Raw genomic sequence first — 15,309 nt, forward strand, 5'->3', positions numbered from 1 at the left:
ACCGCCATCGCCTCAATCGTTCTCTCGGCTCTTGCTGCGAACCTTTACGCTCAGACCACGAACCATTCGAACGATGACGCACAACGGCAAGCCGAGGTTGCAGGTCGCGGCAAGGATGTCATGCCGTTCAGTCTCGCAGCGACGACCCATGTCTTCACCAAGACCGCTGAAGGCGGCATTCAGCAAGTGGTCGCCAAACAGCCTGCGGATGCTGCCCAAGTGCAATGGATTCGCCAGCACCTTCAAGACATCCGCGAGCGGTTTCTCAAGGGCGACTTCTCAGGACCGGCGCACATCCATGGCCAAGACATGCCTGGCCTGGCGGACCTGAAAGCGGCCAAGCCTGGGCAAATGGCGATCACCTACAAAGACATCGAAGGCGGAGCCGAATTGGCCTTCAAGACCTCGGATCCAGCCTTGGTAGCGGCGCTTCACCAGTGGTTTGATGCCCAGCTTTCCGACCATGGCAAGGACGCGATGGAAGGCGACGCACATCATAGCGAGATGATGAACAAGTGAACGAGGGAGCATGGGTGGCCATCGGCTTAGGCTGGGTAACAACGTTTTAGAGCCTTTTCAAACGGAGCGCGGATGCGGGTCTGTTTGAGCGAACGGAGTTGGTGTTCGGTGTAAAGCGAGCTGTCGCCCAGATTCGATGGTGTGACCAACGCTACGAGACCAACCAGCGCTGCTGCGACGGTGCCTGCGGCGAATGCTGAGCCGGCCAAGGCGAGAGAGCCCAGACCGACGGGAATCGCTGTGCCACTGATCTTTTTCAGTGGCACAGCACCTGAATCGTCCGCTTCGCGAGCAGCTAGCAGAATCAGGTTCGGATGGTGACGTCATGCCCATCACCGGAGGGTTGTCACATTGGGTTTCATTGCTTGGAGCAAGTACCCATAAAGTACTCTAAACCCTCTGGGAAACTGATGCCCAGAAGTCTTGATAGTGCTAGTACCTGATTTTCGTTTAAAAGTAGCTCTCCTGGTTCCACTTCGTTAAGTGGCTTCGATTCAATCAATTGGGCAACTTTTTCATTGAGTTCACTTCCCTCGATATCCAGCTCAAACTGCAAGGAGTCGTCCTGCTTGTCATCCGGATAAAAGCCAGTTATTAAAAGGTAGCGCATGCTGTATTCCTTAATTTCTTGAAGTTTTTCTGCCTGGTTTCGCAGGTTTTGTTTGCTCGCCTGTGATGTGGTTGAATTCGCCTAAATGGACCCCGAGTTTGTCGTATTTTTCCACAGCATTACTTTTGTAGTCCCATTCATAAATTCGCCCCTTACTGTCAACCCAACGAGCGCGTTTCCTTCCTCCCCCTTGAACAGATGACTTCGACTTTACGCGGGCAGTATCTGGGAATGCGGGAAGCGTTTTCGGGTGGTCATAATACGAATGATCACCGGATTGACTGAGAACAATGTAAACCGGCCTAATCCCTGAATCAGCCGGAAACACCAGAATGAAATCCTTGTACTCCGGCGGATACACCGGGTTCACAATAATGCTGGCCGCCGCCGGCGTCGGCGGATACACCCAAATATGCGGCGCCTGGGGTGCCGCCTCCAGCGCAGGAATCCCGAGGATGTCCGAGCCATCCACGGCTGGCGTCCAGATCAGCTCAACACCCTCCCCGAGATCCGCCACCTGCTGGCTGCCGCGCAGTGTGAACTGCACGACATCGACCATTTCCCAATCACGGTTCTTGCCGGTGTAAAAGCCGTAGCCCTTGAGGCTGCCATCAGCCTGTTGCTCGACCTGCAAACGAACGCGGGTTCTGGCCTGTTTCAAGGCACGCAGTTGATCTTCGGTATAGAGCGCGCTATCACCCAGGCTTGGCGTCCAGAACAACGCGACGACACCGGCCAATGTGGCGGCAGTGGCAGCCTCAAGTGCCAATAAAGGTACAGCGAGAGCGGGGGCTCTAAGTGCCAGTCGACCGATGTCGAGTGAGACGGTACTGCCACTGATGGTTTCGAGATTCAGCAGCCCGGCATCGTCTACATCACGAGCGCCAAGCCAGGCAATTTCGCCGTAATTCTTGAGACTGTCGGTCGGCACAACACCCGAAGGATTCGAGTAATCGATGATGGCGTCCGGCAGGTTGCAGGACTTAGCGAAGACACATCCCGCTTGTGCCGGCCTTTGCTTTTCCGCTATGACCTGACGGCTGCGTTCGAAGGCGTCTTGCCTGCCCAGCATGGCCTCGTAGGCTTTTTGCCTTGCGTCCCGCTCGGCCAATTCGGTGGCCGTCATGTAACGGTAGGTGACGTGATGCCCATCACCGGAGGGCGGATTCTTAATCCGCGGAATGTCCTTGTTGCCAGCCACTGATCATCCTTTCGTTCATCCATCGGCAGCCCCGGAAAGGGGCTGGGCGACGTTAACGAACGTGGCTGATCGTGGCTGTAGGACGCGTCCTTGATGACTCTAGGCGTTTTCTCTTTTTATTGGGGGGCAGCGCAATCCTTATGGCTCGCCATCTTCATGCACACGTGCCTATAGAATTTTCCAAGAAAAATCACTCAAACTTCAACCGTTCCACCTTCTGGAACAGTGAGGCAGTGAACTCATCCCGGTCACCCGAGTGGTGACAACGTCGATGACAGTTCGGGCACAGGGCCACGGCATTACTCGGACGATCTGAACCGTCCTGCGCTAAATGCTTAACGTGGTGGACCTCAAGAAACGGCCTGCCATCCTTTTCGAACGGAGCGGGCTCGCCACAGCCTTCGCATCTACCGTTAGCCTGCTGGCGAACCCAAGCTCTCACCCCAGGATCGCGAACAAAAGACTTTCCGCTGGACTGAGTCTGTTCTGGTCTCTCAATCCCTTTCGGCACGTCTTTAATCGGTTGTTTCTCGAGTTTGGCAGATCGCTGTTCCAGCGTTGCCTCGTCCGCTGTCGGGGCGAAATCCTCAGGGGGCAACGTACTTGGAGCACTGAGCGCTTCTCGAATGCTGCGCGCTACATTGGCGCCGACATTCTTGGCGGGTTTGTAACCTGCAATGCGATCTCGACCCAACTCCTCCAGCACGGTAGAGATGTTCTGCATCCGAAACTCAACCGACCCTTTGGTCCGACCGGCTAAGGCTCCCTCACGTAGGATGCGGTTCTCCTCAGTCTTAACGACTTTCCGACCGCTCTGCTCGCGGGACAACATGTTGAGATAGGCATCGACCGCCGCCTGAATCTCAATGTCAGTCCAATCGCTGTTGCTCTTTTCCGTGTCCATACAATCGCCGAGGGCTGAATACCCTCGGACGATACTGAGTGGCCATTACGACTGTCTACGAAAATTCCTACAGAAAAGACCGACGCTTCTTTCAGTTGATCCTGCAAAGGCTAGCCAACCGAATGCTTCGAAGATTGAAACGCATCCAAAACCTTCCGCCACCAAGGCTTAACCACCGGCACCCGCCGCCGTGTGCGATTGAGCAACAGATAAGGCATGTCCCGCAGCCGAATCCAACCTTCATCCTGCCAATGCAACAGACTCAACGACATCTCCGGCCAATCCAACAAACTCAACATCGGTCGATCCGCATTCTTCGACGGCCCCGCGTCGCGCAACGCCGGCACCACTTGATGAGTCAGCCATTCGCGCAACAAGCGATTCCCCGGTGCGTAGTGATAGACCAGCAGCGCATAGACGCCTGATTCGCTGAGCATCAGGCGTTTTTCTGGTTGGCCGTGGTAGTCAATCAGCAGCGTGTGTCGCTGATCCTCGTCCAACTTGCTGACCACGCGATCGTTCAGGTGGAAACCCATCAAACGCCCTAGATCGCGGGCGCAGAACCAGGGTTGGTTTTCTAGGAGAAGGGCGTGAAGTTCGAGGTTTTGACGGATGAAGACTGTGGGGATGTATGGATCAGACATGGCAAGCCTCCAGGGATGGAAGCGCATGGAAAATGAAGCAGCTAACGCGGATTTCCTTCGGAGAGAAGGAGAGATTTTTAGGCATATCCTTTTACCTCTGTGTGATGTCAGCTTTCTTAGGGCTGGGTGCCGGGAGTTAAGAAACCCCACACAGAGGGCCGGACATATTCCCCTTTCGGGTCTTGTATTAGCCCACTCCCGGCATAACAGAGATTTTTTGATGCGCACGGAGAAACCGTAGGCACAAAAAGCCGCTTCTGTCGGGTGCGGTCAGTCCGCTGTGTGAGGTGTTTCTTAGGCACCGGCGCAAATCGTATGGCTGGTAAGCGCCAAAATCAAGCTAGAAATCACCTTTAAGTGCGTAAGAACTGTCCTACAGATAACTAATGTCGATTGGCCATGATTTTCTGAAAATATCAACTATGCTTCCGGGGACAAAAATTAATCTTGTTTAAGTTTTGCCAGAGGTAATAGCGGTGGAAAAATTATTTTTTGGGGGGGGTATGGCTGGCGATGAACAAAAGTCAATGAGCTTGTCTATTCGGCTTTTGAAAAAAGGAAATAGTTATGTGGAAGCTCTGAGAGAGGGACATTCTCTAAAGTCCATTCCTTCGGAGAGTGGGGTGCTGTTTGTCGATCAGAGCCCAGCGAGAAGTCCTGGGTGGTATAAATTTATAGGTGAGTTTGCATCAAATGAATTTGCTCCTTTGCAAAATCAAAGTTGCGCGGCAGTATTGTTTTTACAGGTGTATTCTGATGTTGCACCATTAGAATATAGAACAATGGTGCTTACGTTTGGTACAGGTCACCACTCTCTAGATCAAGATGCTTGTGAGCGTGGGTTCGGATTGCGTGTTGCACTGAATTGCATCGCACGCTCCAGCTTAAGAGGAGTAGATGTAGCGACCTTGGATTCAACCACTTTTCAGAAGCGTATTCAGGCTAGCAGAAAAGCGGATCTGGGAGGTTTTGGACTCGATATAGAACGAGATCTGCTGCGTCTCGCTGCGGGTATTCCTAGCGATACAACTTTTGCTAGGGCTCTAACTGGGAGGGATGCTCTGAATATTACTACTACCACATCTCCAAGTAGTGTGGTTGAAAAATGTAAGAAGGCTCTAGAACTTTTTCAAAGCTCTGAGTATAAAAAAGATTACGCTTGGGTTGATCTTATTTCGCCAGTGCCAGATAAGAAACTTATCCTTGAATTGGATGTTATTGCTTATGGTGAATTGTCTGAGTTGCTGAAAGGTAATGCGTCAGACATTCATATTGCTTTACCGGATATTATTGGGCCAGAAGATGGTTACGAAATAGGGTATTTTGGGACCGGTTTAAAATCTGGTAAGAAGGAGGTTTTTTCAGAGGTTTCTATAGAGGACTATGTAAACCAGATCCAAGCTGGACGTCCAACTGATGTTTACAGTATGGATGTTATCAAGACAAATCATGATGTCCGTGTCGTTGTAAACGGTGAAGGAGATCGTAGTCAAAAGCGTAAAATTTATGATTGTTTTGTTTTTGAGACTGTCTGGAAAGGCAGTACGTATGTGTTGTTTGGCGGAGGTTGGTATTTGATTGATGCTGGTTTTTATAATTCGGTTGAGGACGAATTCAGACGCCTGGTGTCTTTGACTCCACTTGTCGCAAACACTCATTCCAAGAATGAGCGTGATTTTATTGTTGAGTTGGATGTGAATTTAGATTTGTTAAATTTGGATCAGGTTAAGCTTTCTCCAGCGGGAGCTCCTAACTCAAATTTAGAGCCTTGCGATTTTTTTTGTCGAACTAAAAGATTTATCCATTTGAAGGATGGGCACTCGTCAGCGCCTATCAGCCATTTGTGGAATCAGGGGTTAGTCTCTGCAGAGTCGTTTATAAGAGATGATAAGTTTAGGAAGGACTTGCGGGCTGCCGCTGTTCAAAGGCAAAAATTAACGTCTAAATCAAACTTTCATACGTTACTGCCTGGCACAGGAGTACGCCCAAACCCAAGAGATTATAAAGTGGTTTTTGGAATTATGAGGCATAGATACAAAAGCTCTGGAACGTTAGGCTTGCCATTTTTTAGTAAGGTGAGTTTGCGAGCGGTAGCCAGACGGATCGAATTAATGGGGTATCCAGTAGAGGTTCATCTAATCGAGAAACTATAGTTAAATCGCGAATTCGGCGACGAGCGATGACTAGCTTAGTGCTACCGGGGCGGAGTCTTAATTGTTTTGATAATAAAAAGAGTCTTTCCCGGTAATCCATGAACAGATCGTACGATGTCTATTTTTGATTTTCTGTCGAGTTTTTTATTTTATGGCTTTTAATTAACTCTAGATCTTTTGATATGAGCTTCTCAAAAGTTTTCTTTTTGAGTTTTTTTGCCGTTTCTTGAGACTCATTGTCAAGAGTGTAGTTGATTTCTATTGCAGGCTCTTCCTGCGATTTATCTTCAGGCTGCTCGTTGATGTTCATTCGCCTTCTCCTTAAGAATAAGTAGACTATGCTCTAGGGATATTCGAAGTGAAAACTGTTCCAGTATCCAAGCGTAAAGTTCAGCATGCTTTTCGATAAGACAGGACTTCTTGTTTCCAGCAATTGTAATTACGTACTCTATTTTTCCGGTGCTTGCGTGGGTTATAGGGTAGCAAAGCTGTGAGCCTTGGTCGTTTATTTGGGTGTTTCCAGCTAAAAATCTTCGTTTGTCTTTGCTGGTTTTCAGCAGCTCTCTTTGAATATCCTCAATTACTACAATGCATTTTTTTCGTATAGCGGTAGACACCGCACTGCTTGGAGCTGAGAGCTGACCCGGCTCTGTTCTGGGAGGATGCGAAATTGGCTCGAAGCAGACCCAGTCTGTTGGTTTATTGTTAGTAATGCGCAGCAGCCCAACTCTGAAATGAGCGTTGGACTCGTCAAGATGCTCAAAAATACTTCGGATGCCGCCTATAAGGAGCGCTATTTGTTGATCTGGTTTTGTGATTTTTAAAAAAGTAGTTGTCGGGCAAATGGCGTTTGATTTTATTGTATTTTTTGCTTCGTCACTCATGCGTTTGTATTTGTCGGATACGATAATTTCAAATGCTTTATTTATTGCGATAATATCTTTTATAGATAGCTCTCGTGAAGGTTTTGAGTAGTTTTTAATTAAGGAGTAAATGGATTTTACTATTATGATGTAAATATATGCGCCCAAAAGTATTGCGGCGGCAGAATCATTGATAAATGCTGCGACATCTGGTGAAAGATATTTTGTTACGCTGGTGCTAAGTCCTTGGCGGGTTGCGAGAGTGGTTAAAAGGGTCGGCGGTAGGATAAAAACCAATGGTTTTACTATTGATTTTATTAGCCATGATTCTGAAAATTTAATAAAGGAGCGAGCCAGTGCTTTCCCCCAGCTATCTCCAACTATGGGATGTTGCATTTTATTTTCTCAGTCCGAAAAATAGCAGCCCCGCATTTAGCGGGGCACCTTTTACTTTATCTTTAATTGTACTGAGTTAAATCAATCCCAGCTCAAAGCCCCACCAGTCTGATACTCAATAACCCGAGTCTCAAAGAAATTCTTCTCTTTCTTCAAGTCCATAATCTCGCTCATCCAAGGGAACGGGTTAGTCGTCCCTGGATACTCTTCCTTCAACCCAATCTGCGACAGACGACGGTTAGCGATGAACTTCAGGTAGTCCTCCATCATCGCCGCGTTCATGCCCAACACGCCGCGAGGCATGGTGTCACGTGCGTATTCGATCTCCAGCTGAGTGCCCTGCAGAATCATCTGCGAAGCTTCTTCCTTCATCTCGGCATCCCACAAGTGCGGGTTTTCGATTTTGATCTGGTTGATCACGTCGATGCCGAAGTTCAGGTGCATGGATTCGTCGCGCAGGATGTACTGGAACTGCTCGGCGACGCCGGTCATTTTGTTGCGGCGGCCCATGGAGAGGATCTGGGTGAAGCCGCAATAGAAGAAGATGCCTTCCAGAACGCAGTAGTAGGCGATCAGGTTGCGCAGCAGTTCTTTGTCGGTTTCGACGGTGCCGGTTTCGAACTTCGGATCGGAGATCGAACGGGTGTATTTGAGGCCCCAAGTGGCTTTTTTCGCGACCGATGGGATCTCGTGGTACATGTTGAAGATCTCGCCTTCATCCATGGCCAACGATTCGATGCAGTACTGGTAGGCGTGGGTGTGGATCGCCTCTTCGAAGGCCTGGCGCAGGATGTACTGGCGGCATTCCGGGTTGGTGATCAGGCGGTACACGGCCAGGACCAGGTTGTTGGCAACCAGGGAGTCGGCGGTGGAGAAGAAGCCGAGGTTGCGCATCACGATGCGGCGCTCGTCGTCGGTCAGGCCTTCCGGGTCTTTCCAGAGGGCGATGTCGGCGGTCATGTTGACTTCTTGCGGCATCCAGTGGTTTGCGCAACCGTCCAGATACTTCTGCCAGGCCCAGTCGTACTTGAACGGTACGAGTTGGTTGAGGTCGGCGCGGCAGTTGATCATGCGCTTTTCGTCGACAGCGACGCGAGCAGAGGCGCCTTCGAGTTCGGCGAGGCCTTCGGCGACGTCGAGGGTGTCCAGGGCAGCTTTGGCACGGGCGATGGCGGCAGAGTCGTTCGCGGTAACGGCGCGAGCTTCTTGAGCGGCGACACCACCAGCGGTGTCGAGTCGGTCCATGTTGGCTTCGGTCGCGTGGCCGGCGTTAGCGCCTTTTACCACGGCTTCGCCGCTGTCTTCTTTGTCGAATTCGTCCCAGCTCAGCATGACGTGTCGTCTCCTGCGTGAGGGCCAGATGCCCGTGTGAAAACTGATCGGTTGTTTTTCACACGGCCGTACTGGCCGCGTTGGATAGCGTTTTTTGCAGCGGTACACGCAGGCAAATAAACATAATTTTGTACGGGGTTCCGAGAGCCTCTGAGGGGCGCAGAAATCGGTGAGGACGTCGGCGTGGGCTTCAGACTGGCTGTTATCCCTGTAAGGGAATATTGCAGGCCCGTTTAAGCCGGCATTATAGGGAAATTTTTGCGGCCGTGGTGGGGCGAATCCGCGCATGGAGCGGACGAGAAGGCAGGTTTTTCGGTCGGAGCGAGGGTTTATAGGGCTTTGGCTGGATATCGCCGGTGCAGATTTTTTTTCATAAATTTTGACACACTACTTTTTTGTTCAAAAAATAGGCAAAAAAAGCGGTTTTTCACTACATGTTGTGTTTTGAATCGGTTTTCGGTGGTTCAAGACACAACTAAGCCCGGCCGAAGCCGGGCTGTGAAGTCAGGCTCGATGATCAGCTCAGGCGTGCTGCACCGACGTGATCAGCACCATCGGCGGCGACTTTGGCCGAACCGGTGCGATCGAAGCCGTCAGCAGCGACTTTGGCGGCGCCTGTGTGATCAAAGCCATCCGAAGCCAGCTTGCCTGCACCGATGTGATCGGCACCATCGGCGGCAAAGGAAGCCGAACCGGTGTGGTCGTATCCATCAGAAGCGACAGCTGCTTGTGCGGTGTGGGCAGCCGAGCCGGTGCGGTCGAAACCGTCAGCAGCGAAAGTGTTGGCAGCCAGGACAGAAAGGGTCAGGGCGAGGATCAGTTTGGTTTTCATGGTCGTGCTCCAGGTTTGTTGGCGTTTTGTGCCTTGGGTATGGAATGAATGCTACGCCAACTAATTTGATTGAAAAGCGCAAATAAATGCTTAAAACAATCGTATAAGTAGATGTGTTGGGTTCGGCGCTGCATCTGCCTTGAAAGGGCGGGGCGGATGGGTCGAACCGTTAAGAGGCGGGCGAATGATCAGCCATTGGAGCAGCCGTTACCCATCATGGTGTAGCTCAGAATATGGTGTTGGCCCTTGGAGTCTTCGTATTCCATTTTCATCGGGACAACTTCACATACATTCGGTACTTCGCTCATGGAAACAACTTTGGCGATGTCCAGATGGGTGGAGTAAGTGTATTCCTCAACTACCGGTTGTTGCTGTGCGACATCAGTCGGAACCTCATCTGCCATGGCGGTTGCGCACAGGCTGCTGAGGGCCAGAACTAATAAAGCTTTCATTTCAAATTTACCTTTTAGAGGTCGAATGGGGTCACGCAACCTTTGTGGGGTTGCGTGTGGAGCTTGGGTACCGGAGTGTTTGATTAACTGCCTTCGTGGGGGCTGCAACTTGGTTAATCAGATTGCCTTGTTGGCGTGGCAGATTTTAGGCGTAGGGGGTTCAATCATATAGCCGTGGATTTGATAAACACCTTTGACAGATTTCGTAACAATCCACGAAAACAGCCCCATCTATCTACGACGACGCACGACTTGTAGCCGCTGGCGAAGCCTGCGTTCGACTGCTGTGCAGCCGGACGCAGGCTTCGCCAGCGGCTACAGACCGCATTGTGACTGGGGGTTGAAACACCCTGAAAGAGGCGTGGTAGTTGGGGTTGCGGGCTTTTCAGGACATTTTGTAGGGGCTTGTTACTACCATCGTCGAATGGTTCTATAGGCCCGGCCCGGCTACAACTGGGGCCATACAAAAACAACTATTCCACCGAGGTAAGAAAGATGAGTGCGGCTTCCCTGTATCCCGTTCGTCCCGAGGTCCTGGCTAACACGCTGACTGACGAGGCGACCTACAAGGCCATGTACCAGCAGTCGGTCGTCAACCCGGACGGCTTCTGGCGCGAGCAAGCCAAGCGCCTCGACTGGATCAAGCCTTTCACCACGGTGAAGCAGACGTCCTTCGACGATCACCATGTCGACATTAAATGGTTCGCCGACGGCACCCTGAACGTTTCCTACAACTGCCTCGACCGTCATCTGGCCGAGCGCGGCGATCAAATCGCGATCATCTGGGAAGGGGATGACCCTTCCGAAAGCCGCAACATCACCTACCGCGAGTTGCACGAACAAGTCTGCAAATTCGCCAACGCCTTGCGCGGCCAGGATGTGCACCGCGGCGACGTGGTGACTATCTATATGCCGATGATCCCCGAAGCCGTGGTCGCCATGCTGGCCTGCACCCGGATCGGCGCGATTCACTCGGTGGTGTTCGGTGGTTTCTCGCCGGAAGCCCTGGCCGGTCGCATCATCGACTGCAAATCCAAAGTGGTGATCACCGCTGACGAAGGTATTCGTGCCGGCAAGAAGATCCCGCTCAAGACCAACGTCGACGACGCGCTGACCAACCCGGAAACCAGCAGCATCCAGAAAGTCATCGTGTGCAAGCGCACCGGTGGCGACATCAAGTGGAACCAGCATCGCGACATCTGGTTTGAAGACCTGATGAAAGTGGCGGGCAGTGTCTGCGCGCCGAAAGAGATGGGCGCCGAAGAAGCGCTGTTCATCCTTTACACCTCCGGTTCGACCGGCAAGCCTAAGGGCGTGCAGCACACCACCGGCGGTTATCTGTTGTATGCGGCGATGACCCACGAGCGCGTGTTCGACTACCGTCCGGGCGAAATCTACTGGTGCACCGCTGACGTTGGCTGGGTCACCGGTCACAGCTACATCGTCTACGGCCCGCTGGCCAATGGCGCGACCACGCTGCTGTTCGAAGGCGTGCCGAACTATCCGGACATCACCCGGGTGGCGAAGATCGTCGACAAGCACAAGGTCAACATCCTCTACACCGCACCGACGGCGATCCGCGCGATGATGGCGTCGGGCACTGCGGCGGTTGAGGGGGCTGATGGCAGCAGCCTGCGCCTGCTCGGTTCGGTCGGTGAGCCGATCAACCCGGAAGCCTGGGATTGGTACTACAAGAATGTCGGCAAGTCCCGTTGCCCGATCGTCGACACTTGGTGGCAGACCGAAACCGGTGGCAACATGATGAGCCCACTGCCGGGCGCTCACGCACTCAAGCCGGGTTCGGCGGCGCGTCCGTTCTTCGGTGTGGTGCCAGCGCTGGTGGACAACCTCGGTAACATCATCGAGGGCGTTGCCGAGGGCAACCTGGTGATTCTCGATTCGTGGCCGGGTCAGGCCCGTACGCTGTACGGCGACCATGACCGTTTCGTCGATACCTACTTCAAGACCTTCCGCGGCATGTATTTCACCGGTGACGGTGCGCGTCGTGATGCGGATGGTTACTACTGGATCACGGGTCGCGTGGATGACGTGCTCAACGTGTCTGGCCACCGCATGGGCACCGCCGAGATCGAAAGCGCGATGGTTGCGCACCCGAAAGTCGCCGAAGCGGCAGTGGTCGGCGTGCCGCACGACATCAAGGGGCAGGGCATTTATGTCTACGTCACCCTGAAAAATGGCGAAGAGCCGAGCGAGCAGCTGCGTCTGGAACTGAAAAACTGGGTGCGCAAGGAGATTGGTCCGATCGCCTCGCCGGATGTGATTCAGTGGGCACCTGGGCTGCCGAAAACCCGCTCGGGCAAGATCATGCGCCGGATTCTGCGCAAGATCGCCACGGCTGAATACGACGGGTTGGGGGATATCTCGACCCTGGCGGATCCGGGAGTGGTGCAGCATTTGATTGATACGCACAAGACCATGAACGTTGCTTAAGTAGCGGGTCTTGAGGCATGAAACCCCGCCAGGTGGTGAGCCTGGTGGGGTTTTTTATTGCCTGATATTTTTGCGTGGGCAGCCCTGGCCCCATCGCGGGCAAGCCCGCTCCCACAGGAATCTTTAGTGGGCATGGAGTTTGTGAGCAACACAGACCGCTGTGGGAGCAGGCTTGCCCGCGATGGGGTCAGGTCAGGCACCCCATAAACAACAGCCAATAATTATCGGACTCAGTTGTAGGTCCTTTCCCACTGTTACCCATCCTCCTTCAAGTAACTGAATGTGTAACCGCTCGTGCCAATCCGGGGCATTGAGAAACGCAAAACCCCATTCCCACGCCTCCTGAGCCCCCTGGAAAAATAAGACATAACGCCAAGCTTGCCGGATTAGAAGGGTTTGCCAATAATAGGCCCGCAATTTGCAATGTAGATCGGTTCACTGTCTTTTGCTCTTGCATGATTTTGCAGGGCTGTCAACGCGCTCAAGCGGCTTTCTCGGTGCATCTGTAATTTGTTGTCGCATTGAAGAAATATCGGCTTCGGGCCTGTCGTTAGAATGCCGATCACTCGCTCGTCGGTGACCGTGTTGAAAACAACACGCGATTCCTACGACGCAGCAACCGCTTTGTCGTTCTACTCACTCGCATATTGGGCTGTCGCTCACTCTGCCGTTTTTGCCCTTTACCGATGGAGTCCCAAGATGAAGAAACTCGTGCTGCTTGGCGCCCTGGCACTGTCCGTGCTGTCGCTGCCAACCTTCGCCGATGAAAAGCCTCTGAAAATCGGCATCGAAGCGGCTTACCCTCCGTTCGCTTCCAAAGCGCCGGACGGCAGCATCGTTGGTTTCGACTACGACATCGGCAACGCTCTGTGCGAGCAGATGAAGGTCAAGTGCGTATGGGTCGAGCAAGAGTTCGACGGTCTGATCCCGGCACTGAAAGTGCGCAAGATCGACGCGATCCTGTCGTCCATGTCGATCACTGAAGACCGCAAGAAGTCTGTCGACTTCACCAACAAGTACTACAACACCCCGGCTCGCCTGGTCATGAAGGCTGGCACTCAAGTCAGCGAAGGCCTGACTGAGCTCAAGGGCAAGAACATCGGCGTGCAACGTGGCTCGATCCACGAGCGTTTCGCCCGCGAAGTCCTGGCCCCGCTGGGTGCCGAGATCAAGCCTTACGGTTCGCAGAACGAAATTTACCTCGACGTGGCCGCCGGCCGCCTCGACGGCACCGTGGCAGACGCTACGCTGCTGGATGACGGTTTCCTGAAAACCGACGCTGGCAAGGGCTTCGCCTTCGTTGGCCCGGCGTTCACCGACGTCAAATACTTCGGCGACGGCGTGGGTATCGCTGTGCGTAAGGATGACAAGGCTGATCTCGACAAGCTCAACGCGGCCATCGCTGCCATTCGTGAGAACGGCAAATACAAGCAAATCCAGGACAAGTACTTCGCCTTCGATATCTACGGCAAGTAATACGCTGCGGCGACAAGTCCGAAATGGCGCAAGCAACAGGATCTCTGAGGTTTGCGCCATTTTTTCATCCCAACTTTCGAGGACCTGAATCATGTTGAAAGGCTACGGGGCTGTCATCCTCGATGGCGCATGGCTGACGCTTCAGCTCGCCTTGTCGTCCATGGTCCTGGCCATTGTTCTGGGGCTGATCGGCGTTGCGCTGCGTCTGTCGCCGATTCGCTGGCTGGCCTGGCTGGGCGATCTGTATTCCACGGTGATCCGCGGTATTCCCGATCTGGTGCTGATCCTGCTGATTTTCTACGGCGGCCAGGACCTGCTCAACCGCGTCGCACCGCTGCTGGGCTTTAACGACTACATCGACCTGAACCCGTTGGCCGCCGGTATCGGCACCCTCGGTTTCATCTTCGGTGCGTACCTGTCGGAAACCTTCCGTGGCGCCTTCATGGCGATCCCGAAGGGGCAGGCAGAAGCCGGCATGGCGTACGGCATGAGCAGTTTTCAGGTGTTCTTCCGGGTATTGGTGCCGCAGATGATTCGCCTGGCGATTCCGGGCTTCACCAATAACTGGCTGGTCTTGACCAAGGCTACCGCGCTGATTTCGGTGGTAGGTCTGCAAGACATGATGTTCAAGGCCAAGCAGGCGGCAGATGCCACCCGCGAGCCTTTCACCTTCTTCCTCGCAGTGGCGGCGATGTACCTGGTCATCACCAGTGTTTCGTTGCTGGCATTGCGTCACCTTGAGAAGCGCTACTCGGTAGGCGTAAGGGCGGCTGATCTATGATCTTCGACTACAACGTCATTTGGGAGGCCTTGCCGCTGTACCTCGGCGGCTTGGTGACTACCCTCAAATTGCTCGCGTTGTCGCTGTTTTTCGGCCTGCTGTGCGCCTTGCCCCTGGGCTTGATGCGCGTGTCGAAGAACGCCGCCGTCAACATGAGCGCCTGGCTCTACACCTACGTGATCCGCGGCACGCCGATGCTGGTGCAGCTGTTCCTGATCTACTACGGGTTGGCGCAATTCGAAGCGGTACGTGAAAGCTTCCTGTGGCCGTGGCTGTCCAGCGCAACGTTCTGTGCATGCCTGGCCTTTGCCATCAACACCAGCGCCTACACTGCCGAAATCATTGCGGGCAGCCTGCGGGCCACCCCGAATGGCGAGATCGAAGCCGCCAAGGCGATGGGCATGTCGCGCTACAAGATGTACAAGCGCATCCTGTTGCCATCGGCCCTGCGCCGGGCGCTGCCGCAGTACAGCAACGAAGTGATCATGATGCTGCAGACCACCAGTCTGGCGTCCATTGTGACCCTGATCGACATCACCGGTGCCGCACGCACGGTCAACGCCCAGTACTACCTGCCGTTCGAAGCCTACATCACCGCCGGCGCGTTCTACCTGTGCCTGACCTTCATCCTGGTGAAGCTGTTCAAACTGGCCGAGCGCCGCTGGCTGGGCTATCTGGCCCCGCGGAAGCACTGA

Annotated in this window: 15 protein-coding genes and 1 pseudogene; 6 read left to right on the top strand and 10 right to left on the bottom strand. The window is 53.3% G+C overall.

The window, feature by feature from the left end:
* Positions 1-120 precede the first annotated feature (120 nt).
* On the top strand, positions 121-519 hold the full coding sequence (locus H8F22_RS21305) for an aspartate carbamoyltransferase (RefSeq protein ID WP_228758892.1): 399 nt from the start codon (positions 121-123) through the stop codon (positions 517-519).
* A gap of 68 nt (positions 520-587) precedes the next feature.
* On the opposite strand, the pseudogene H8F22_RS32690 reads toward H8F22_RS21305, so the two are convergent.
* The 5 genes and pseudogenes from H8F22_RS32690 to H8F22_RS21325 all read right to left on the bottom strand — a co-directional run.
* Positions 588-827: pseudogene (locus H8F22_RS32690) on the bottom strand (toxin); the annotation flags it as partial.
* Between the two features lie 50 nt (positions 828-877).
* Positions 878-1,129: a pyocin S6 family toxin immunity protein gene (locus tag H8F22_RS21310; protein ID WP_194940655.1), complete on the bottom strand. Its 252-nt coding sequence runs from the start codon at positions 1,127-1,129 to the stop codon at positions 878-880.
* 10 nt (positions 1,130-1,139) lie between these two features.
* On the bottom strand, positions 1,140-2,330 hold the full coding sequence (locus H8F22_RS21315) for an S-type pyocin domain-containing protein (protein ID WP_194940656.1): 1,191 nt from the start codon (positions 2,328-2,330) through the stop codon (positions 1,140-1,142).
* 190 nt (positions 2,331-2,520) lie between these two features.
* A complete protein-coding gene (locus H8F22_RS21320) occupies positions 2,521-3,234 on the bottom strand; it encodes an HNH endonuclease (protein ID WP_194940657.1) in 714 nt (237 codons plus the stop codon).
* Between the two features lie 110 nt (positions 3,235-3,344).
* Positions 3,345-3,878, bottom strand: a complete 534-nt coding sequence (locus H8F22_RS21325) for a BRO-N domain-containing protein (protein ID WP_194940658.1) — start codon at positions 3,876-3,878, stop codon at positions 3,345-3,347.
* Between the two features lie 476 nt (positions 3,879-4,354).
* On the opposite strand from H8F22_RS21325, the gene H8F22_RS21330 reads away from it, so the two are divergent.
* Positions 4,355-6,031: a DUF6119 family protein gene (locus tag H8F22_RS21330; protein ID WP_194940659.1), complete on the top strand. Its 1,677-nt coding sequence runs from the start codon at positions 4,355-4,357 to the stop codon at positions 6,029-6,031.
* 118 nt (positions 6,032-6,149) lie between these two features.
* Here H8F22_RS21330 and H8F22_RS21335 read toward each other — a convergent pair whose 3' ends face one another.
* From H8F22_RS21335 to H8F22_RS21355, 5 genes are all read right to left on the bottom strand, one after another.
* Positions 6,150-6,341: a hypothetical protein gene (locus H8F22_RS21335; protein WP_194940660.1), complete on the bottom strand. Its 192-nt coding sequence runs from the start codon at positions 6,339-6,341 to the stop codon at positions 6,150-6,152.
* Positions 6,319-7,290, bottom strand: coding sequence for a hypothetical protein (locus H8F22_RS21340; RefSeq protein ID WP_194940661.1), 972 nt, complete (start codon positions 7,288-7,290; stop codon positions 6,319-6,321). Before H8F22_RS21340 ends, H8F22_RS21335 begins: the two co-directional genes overlap by 23 nt.
* 81 nt (positions 7,291-7,371) lie before the next feature.
* On the bottom strand, positions 7,372-8,622 hold the full coding sequence (locus H8F22_RS21345) for a ribonucleotide-diphosphate reductase subunit beta (protein WP_007943877.1): 1,251 nt from the start codon (positions 8,620-8,622) through the stop codon (positions 7,372-7,374).
* Positions 8,623-9,139: 517 nt separating this feature from the next.
* Entirely contained in the window at positions 9,140-9,454 is a 315-nt protein-coding gene (locus H8F22_RS21350; protein WP_027923918.1) for a hypothetical protein, read from the bottom strand.
* Positions 9,455-9,642: 188 nt separating this feature from the next.
* Complete coding sequence (locus H8F22_RS21355; protein ID WP_027923919.1) at positions 9,643-9,906, bottom strand: DUF2790 domain-containing protein; 264 nt, start codon at positions 9,904-9,906, stop codon at positions 9,643-9,645.
* Between the two features lie 495 nt (positions 9,907-10,401).
* On the opposite strand from H8F22_RS21355, the gene acs reads away from it, so the two are divergent.
* The 4 genes from acs to H8F22_RS21375 all read left to right on the top strand — a co-directional run bounded on the left by acs (position 10,402) and on the right by H8F22_RS21375 (position 15,309).
* Positions 10,402-12,357, top strand: a complete 1,956-nt coding sequence (gene acs, locus H8F22_RS21360) for an acetate--CoA ligase (RefSeq protein ID WP_027923920.1) — start codon at positions 10,402-10,404, stop codon at positions 12,355-12,357.
* 699 nt (positions 12,358-13,056) lie between these two features.
* Positions 13,057-13,833 carry an ABC transporter substrate-binding protein gene (locus tag H8F22_RS21365; RefSeq protein WP_027923921.1) on the top strand — a complete coding sequence of 259 codons (777 nt, stop codon included), beginning with the start codon at positions 13,057-13,059 and terminating at the stop codon, positions 13,831-13,833.
* Between the two features lie 91 nt (positions 13,834-13,924).
* The gene (locus H8F22_RS21370; protein ID WP_027923922.1) at positions 13,925-14,614 is read left to right on the top strand and encodes an ABC transporter permease; all 690 of its coding nucleotides are present in this window, start codon (positions 13,925-13,927) and stop codon (positions 14,612-14,614) included.
* The gene (locus H8F22_RS21375) at positions 14,611-15,309 is read left to right on the top strand and encodes an ABC transporter permease (RefSeq protein ID WP_027923923.1); all 699 of its coding nucleotides are present in this window, start codon (positions 14,611-14,613) and stop codon (positions 15,307-15,309) included. The genes H8F22_RS21370 and H8F22_RS21375 overlap by 4 nt, the downstream gene beginning before the upstream one ends.

The sequence above is a fragment of the Pseudomonas mucoides genome (assembly GCF_015461845.1).
GTDB classification, from domain to species: domain Bacteria; phylum Pseudomonadota; class Gammaproteobacteria; order Pseudomonadales; family Pseudomonadaceae; genus Aquipseudomonas; species Aquipseudomonas mucoides.

What these genes read in the sequence shown, in the direction of transcription:
- H8F22_RS21320 (WP_194940657.1), bottom strand. Translation starts at nt 3,234, where the DNA reads ATGGACACGGAAAAGAGCAACAGCGATTGGACTGACATTGAGATTCAG.
- H8F22_RS21305 (WP_228758892.1), top strand. Translation starts at nt 121, where the DNA reads ATGCCGTTCAGTCTCGCAGCGACGACCCATGTCTTCACCAAGACCGCT.
- H8F22_RS21340 (WP_194940661.1), bottom strand. Translation starts at nt 7,290, where the DNA reads ATGCAACATCCCATAGTTGGAGATAGCTGGGGGAAAGCACTGGCTCGC.
- H8F22_RS21355 (WP_027923919.1), bottom strand. Translation starts at nt 9,906, where the DNA reads ATGAAAGCTTTATTAGTTCTGGCCCTCAGCAGCCTGTGCGCAACCGCC.
- H8F22_RS21335 (WP_194940660.1), bottom strand. Translation starts at nt 6,341, where the DNA reads ATGAACATCAACGAGCAGCCTGAAGATAAATCGCAGGAAGAGCCTGCA.
- H8F22_RS21375 (WP_027923923.1), top strand. Translation starts at nt 14,611, where the DNA reads ATGATCTTCGACTACAACGTCATTTGGGAGGCCTTGCCGCTGTACCTC.
- H8F22_RS21325 (WP_194940658.1), bottom strand. Translation starts at nt 3,878, where the DNA reads ATGTCTGATCCATACATCCCCACAGTCTTCATCCGTCAAAACCTCGAA.
- H8F22_RS21345 (WP_007943877.1), bottom strand. Translation starts at nt 8,622, where the DNA reads ATGCTGAGCTGGGACGAATTCGACAAAGAAGACAGCGGCGAAGCCGTG.
- H8F22_RS21350 (WP_027923918.1), bottom strand. Translation starts at nt 9,454, where the DNA reads ATGAAAACCAAACTGATCCTCGCCCTGACCCTTTCTGTCCTGGCTGCC.
- H8F22_RS21365 (WP_027923921.1), top strand. Translation starts at nt 13,057, where the DNA reads ATGAAGAAACTCGTGCTGCTTGGCGCCCTGGCACTGTCCGTGCTGTCG.
- H8F22_RS21370 (WP_027923922.1), top strand. Translation starts at nt 13,925, where the DNA reads ATGTTGAAAGGCTACGGGGCTGTCATCCTCGATGGCGCATGGCTGACG.
- acs (WP_027923920.1), top strand. Translation starts at nt 10,402, where the DNA reads ATGAGTGCGGCTTCCCTGTATCCCGTTCGTCCCGAGGTCCTGGCTAAC.
- H8F22_RS21310 (WP_194940655.1), bottom strand. Translation starts at nt 1,129, where the DNA reads ATGCGCTACCTTTTAATAACTGGCTTTTATCCGGATGACAAGCAGGAC.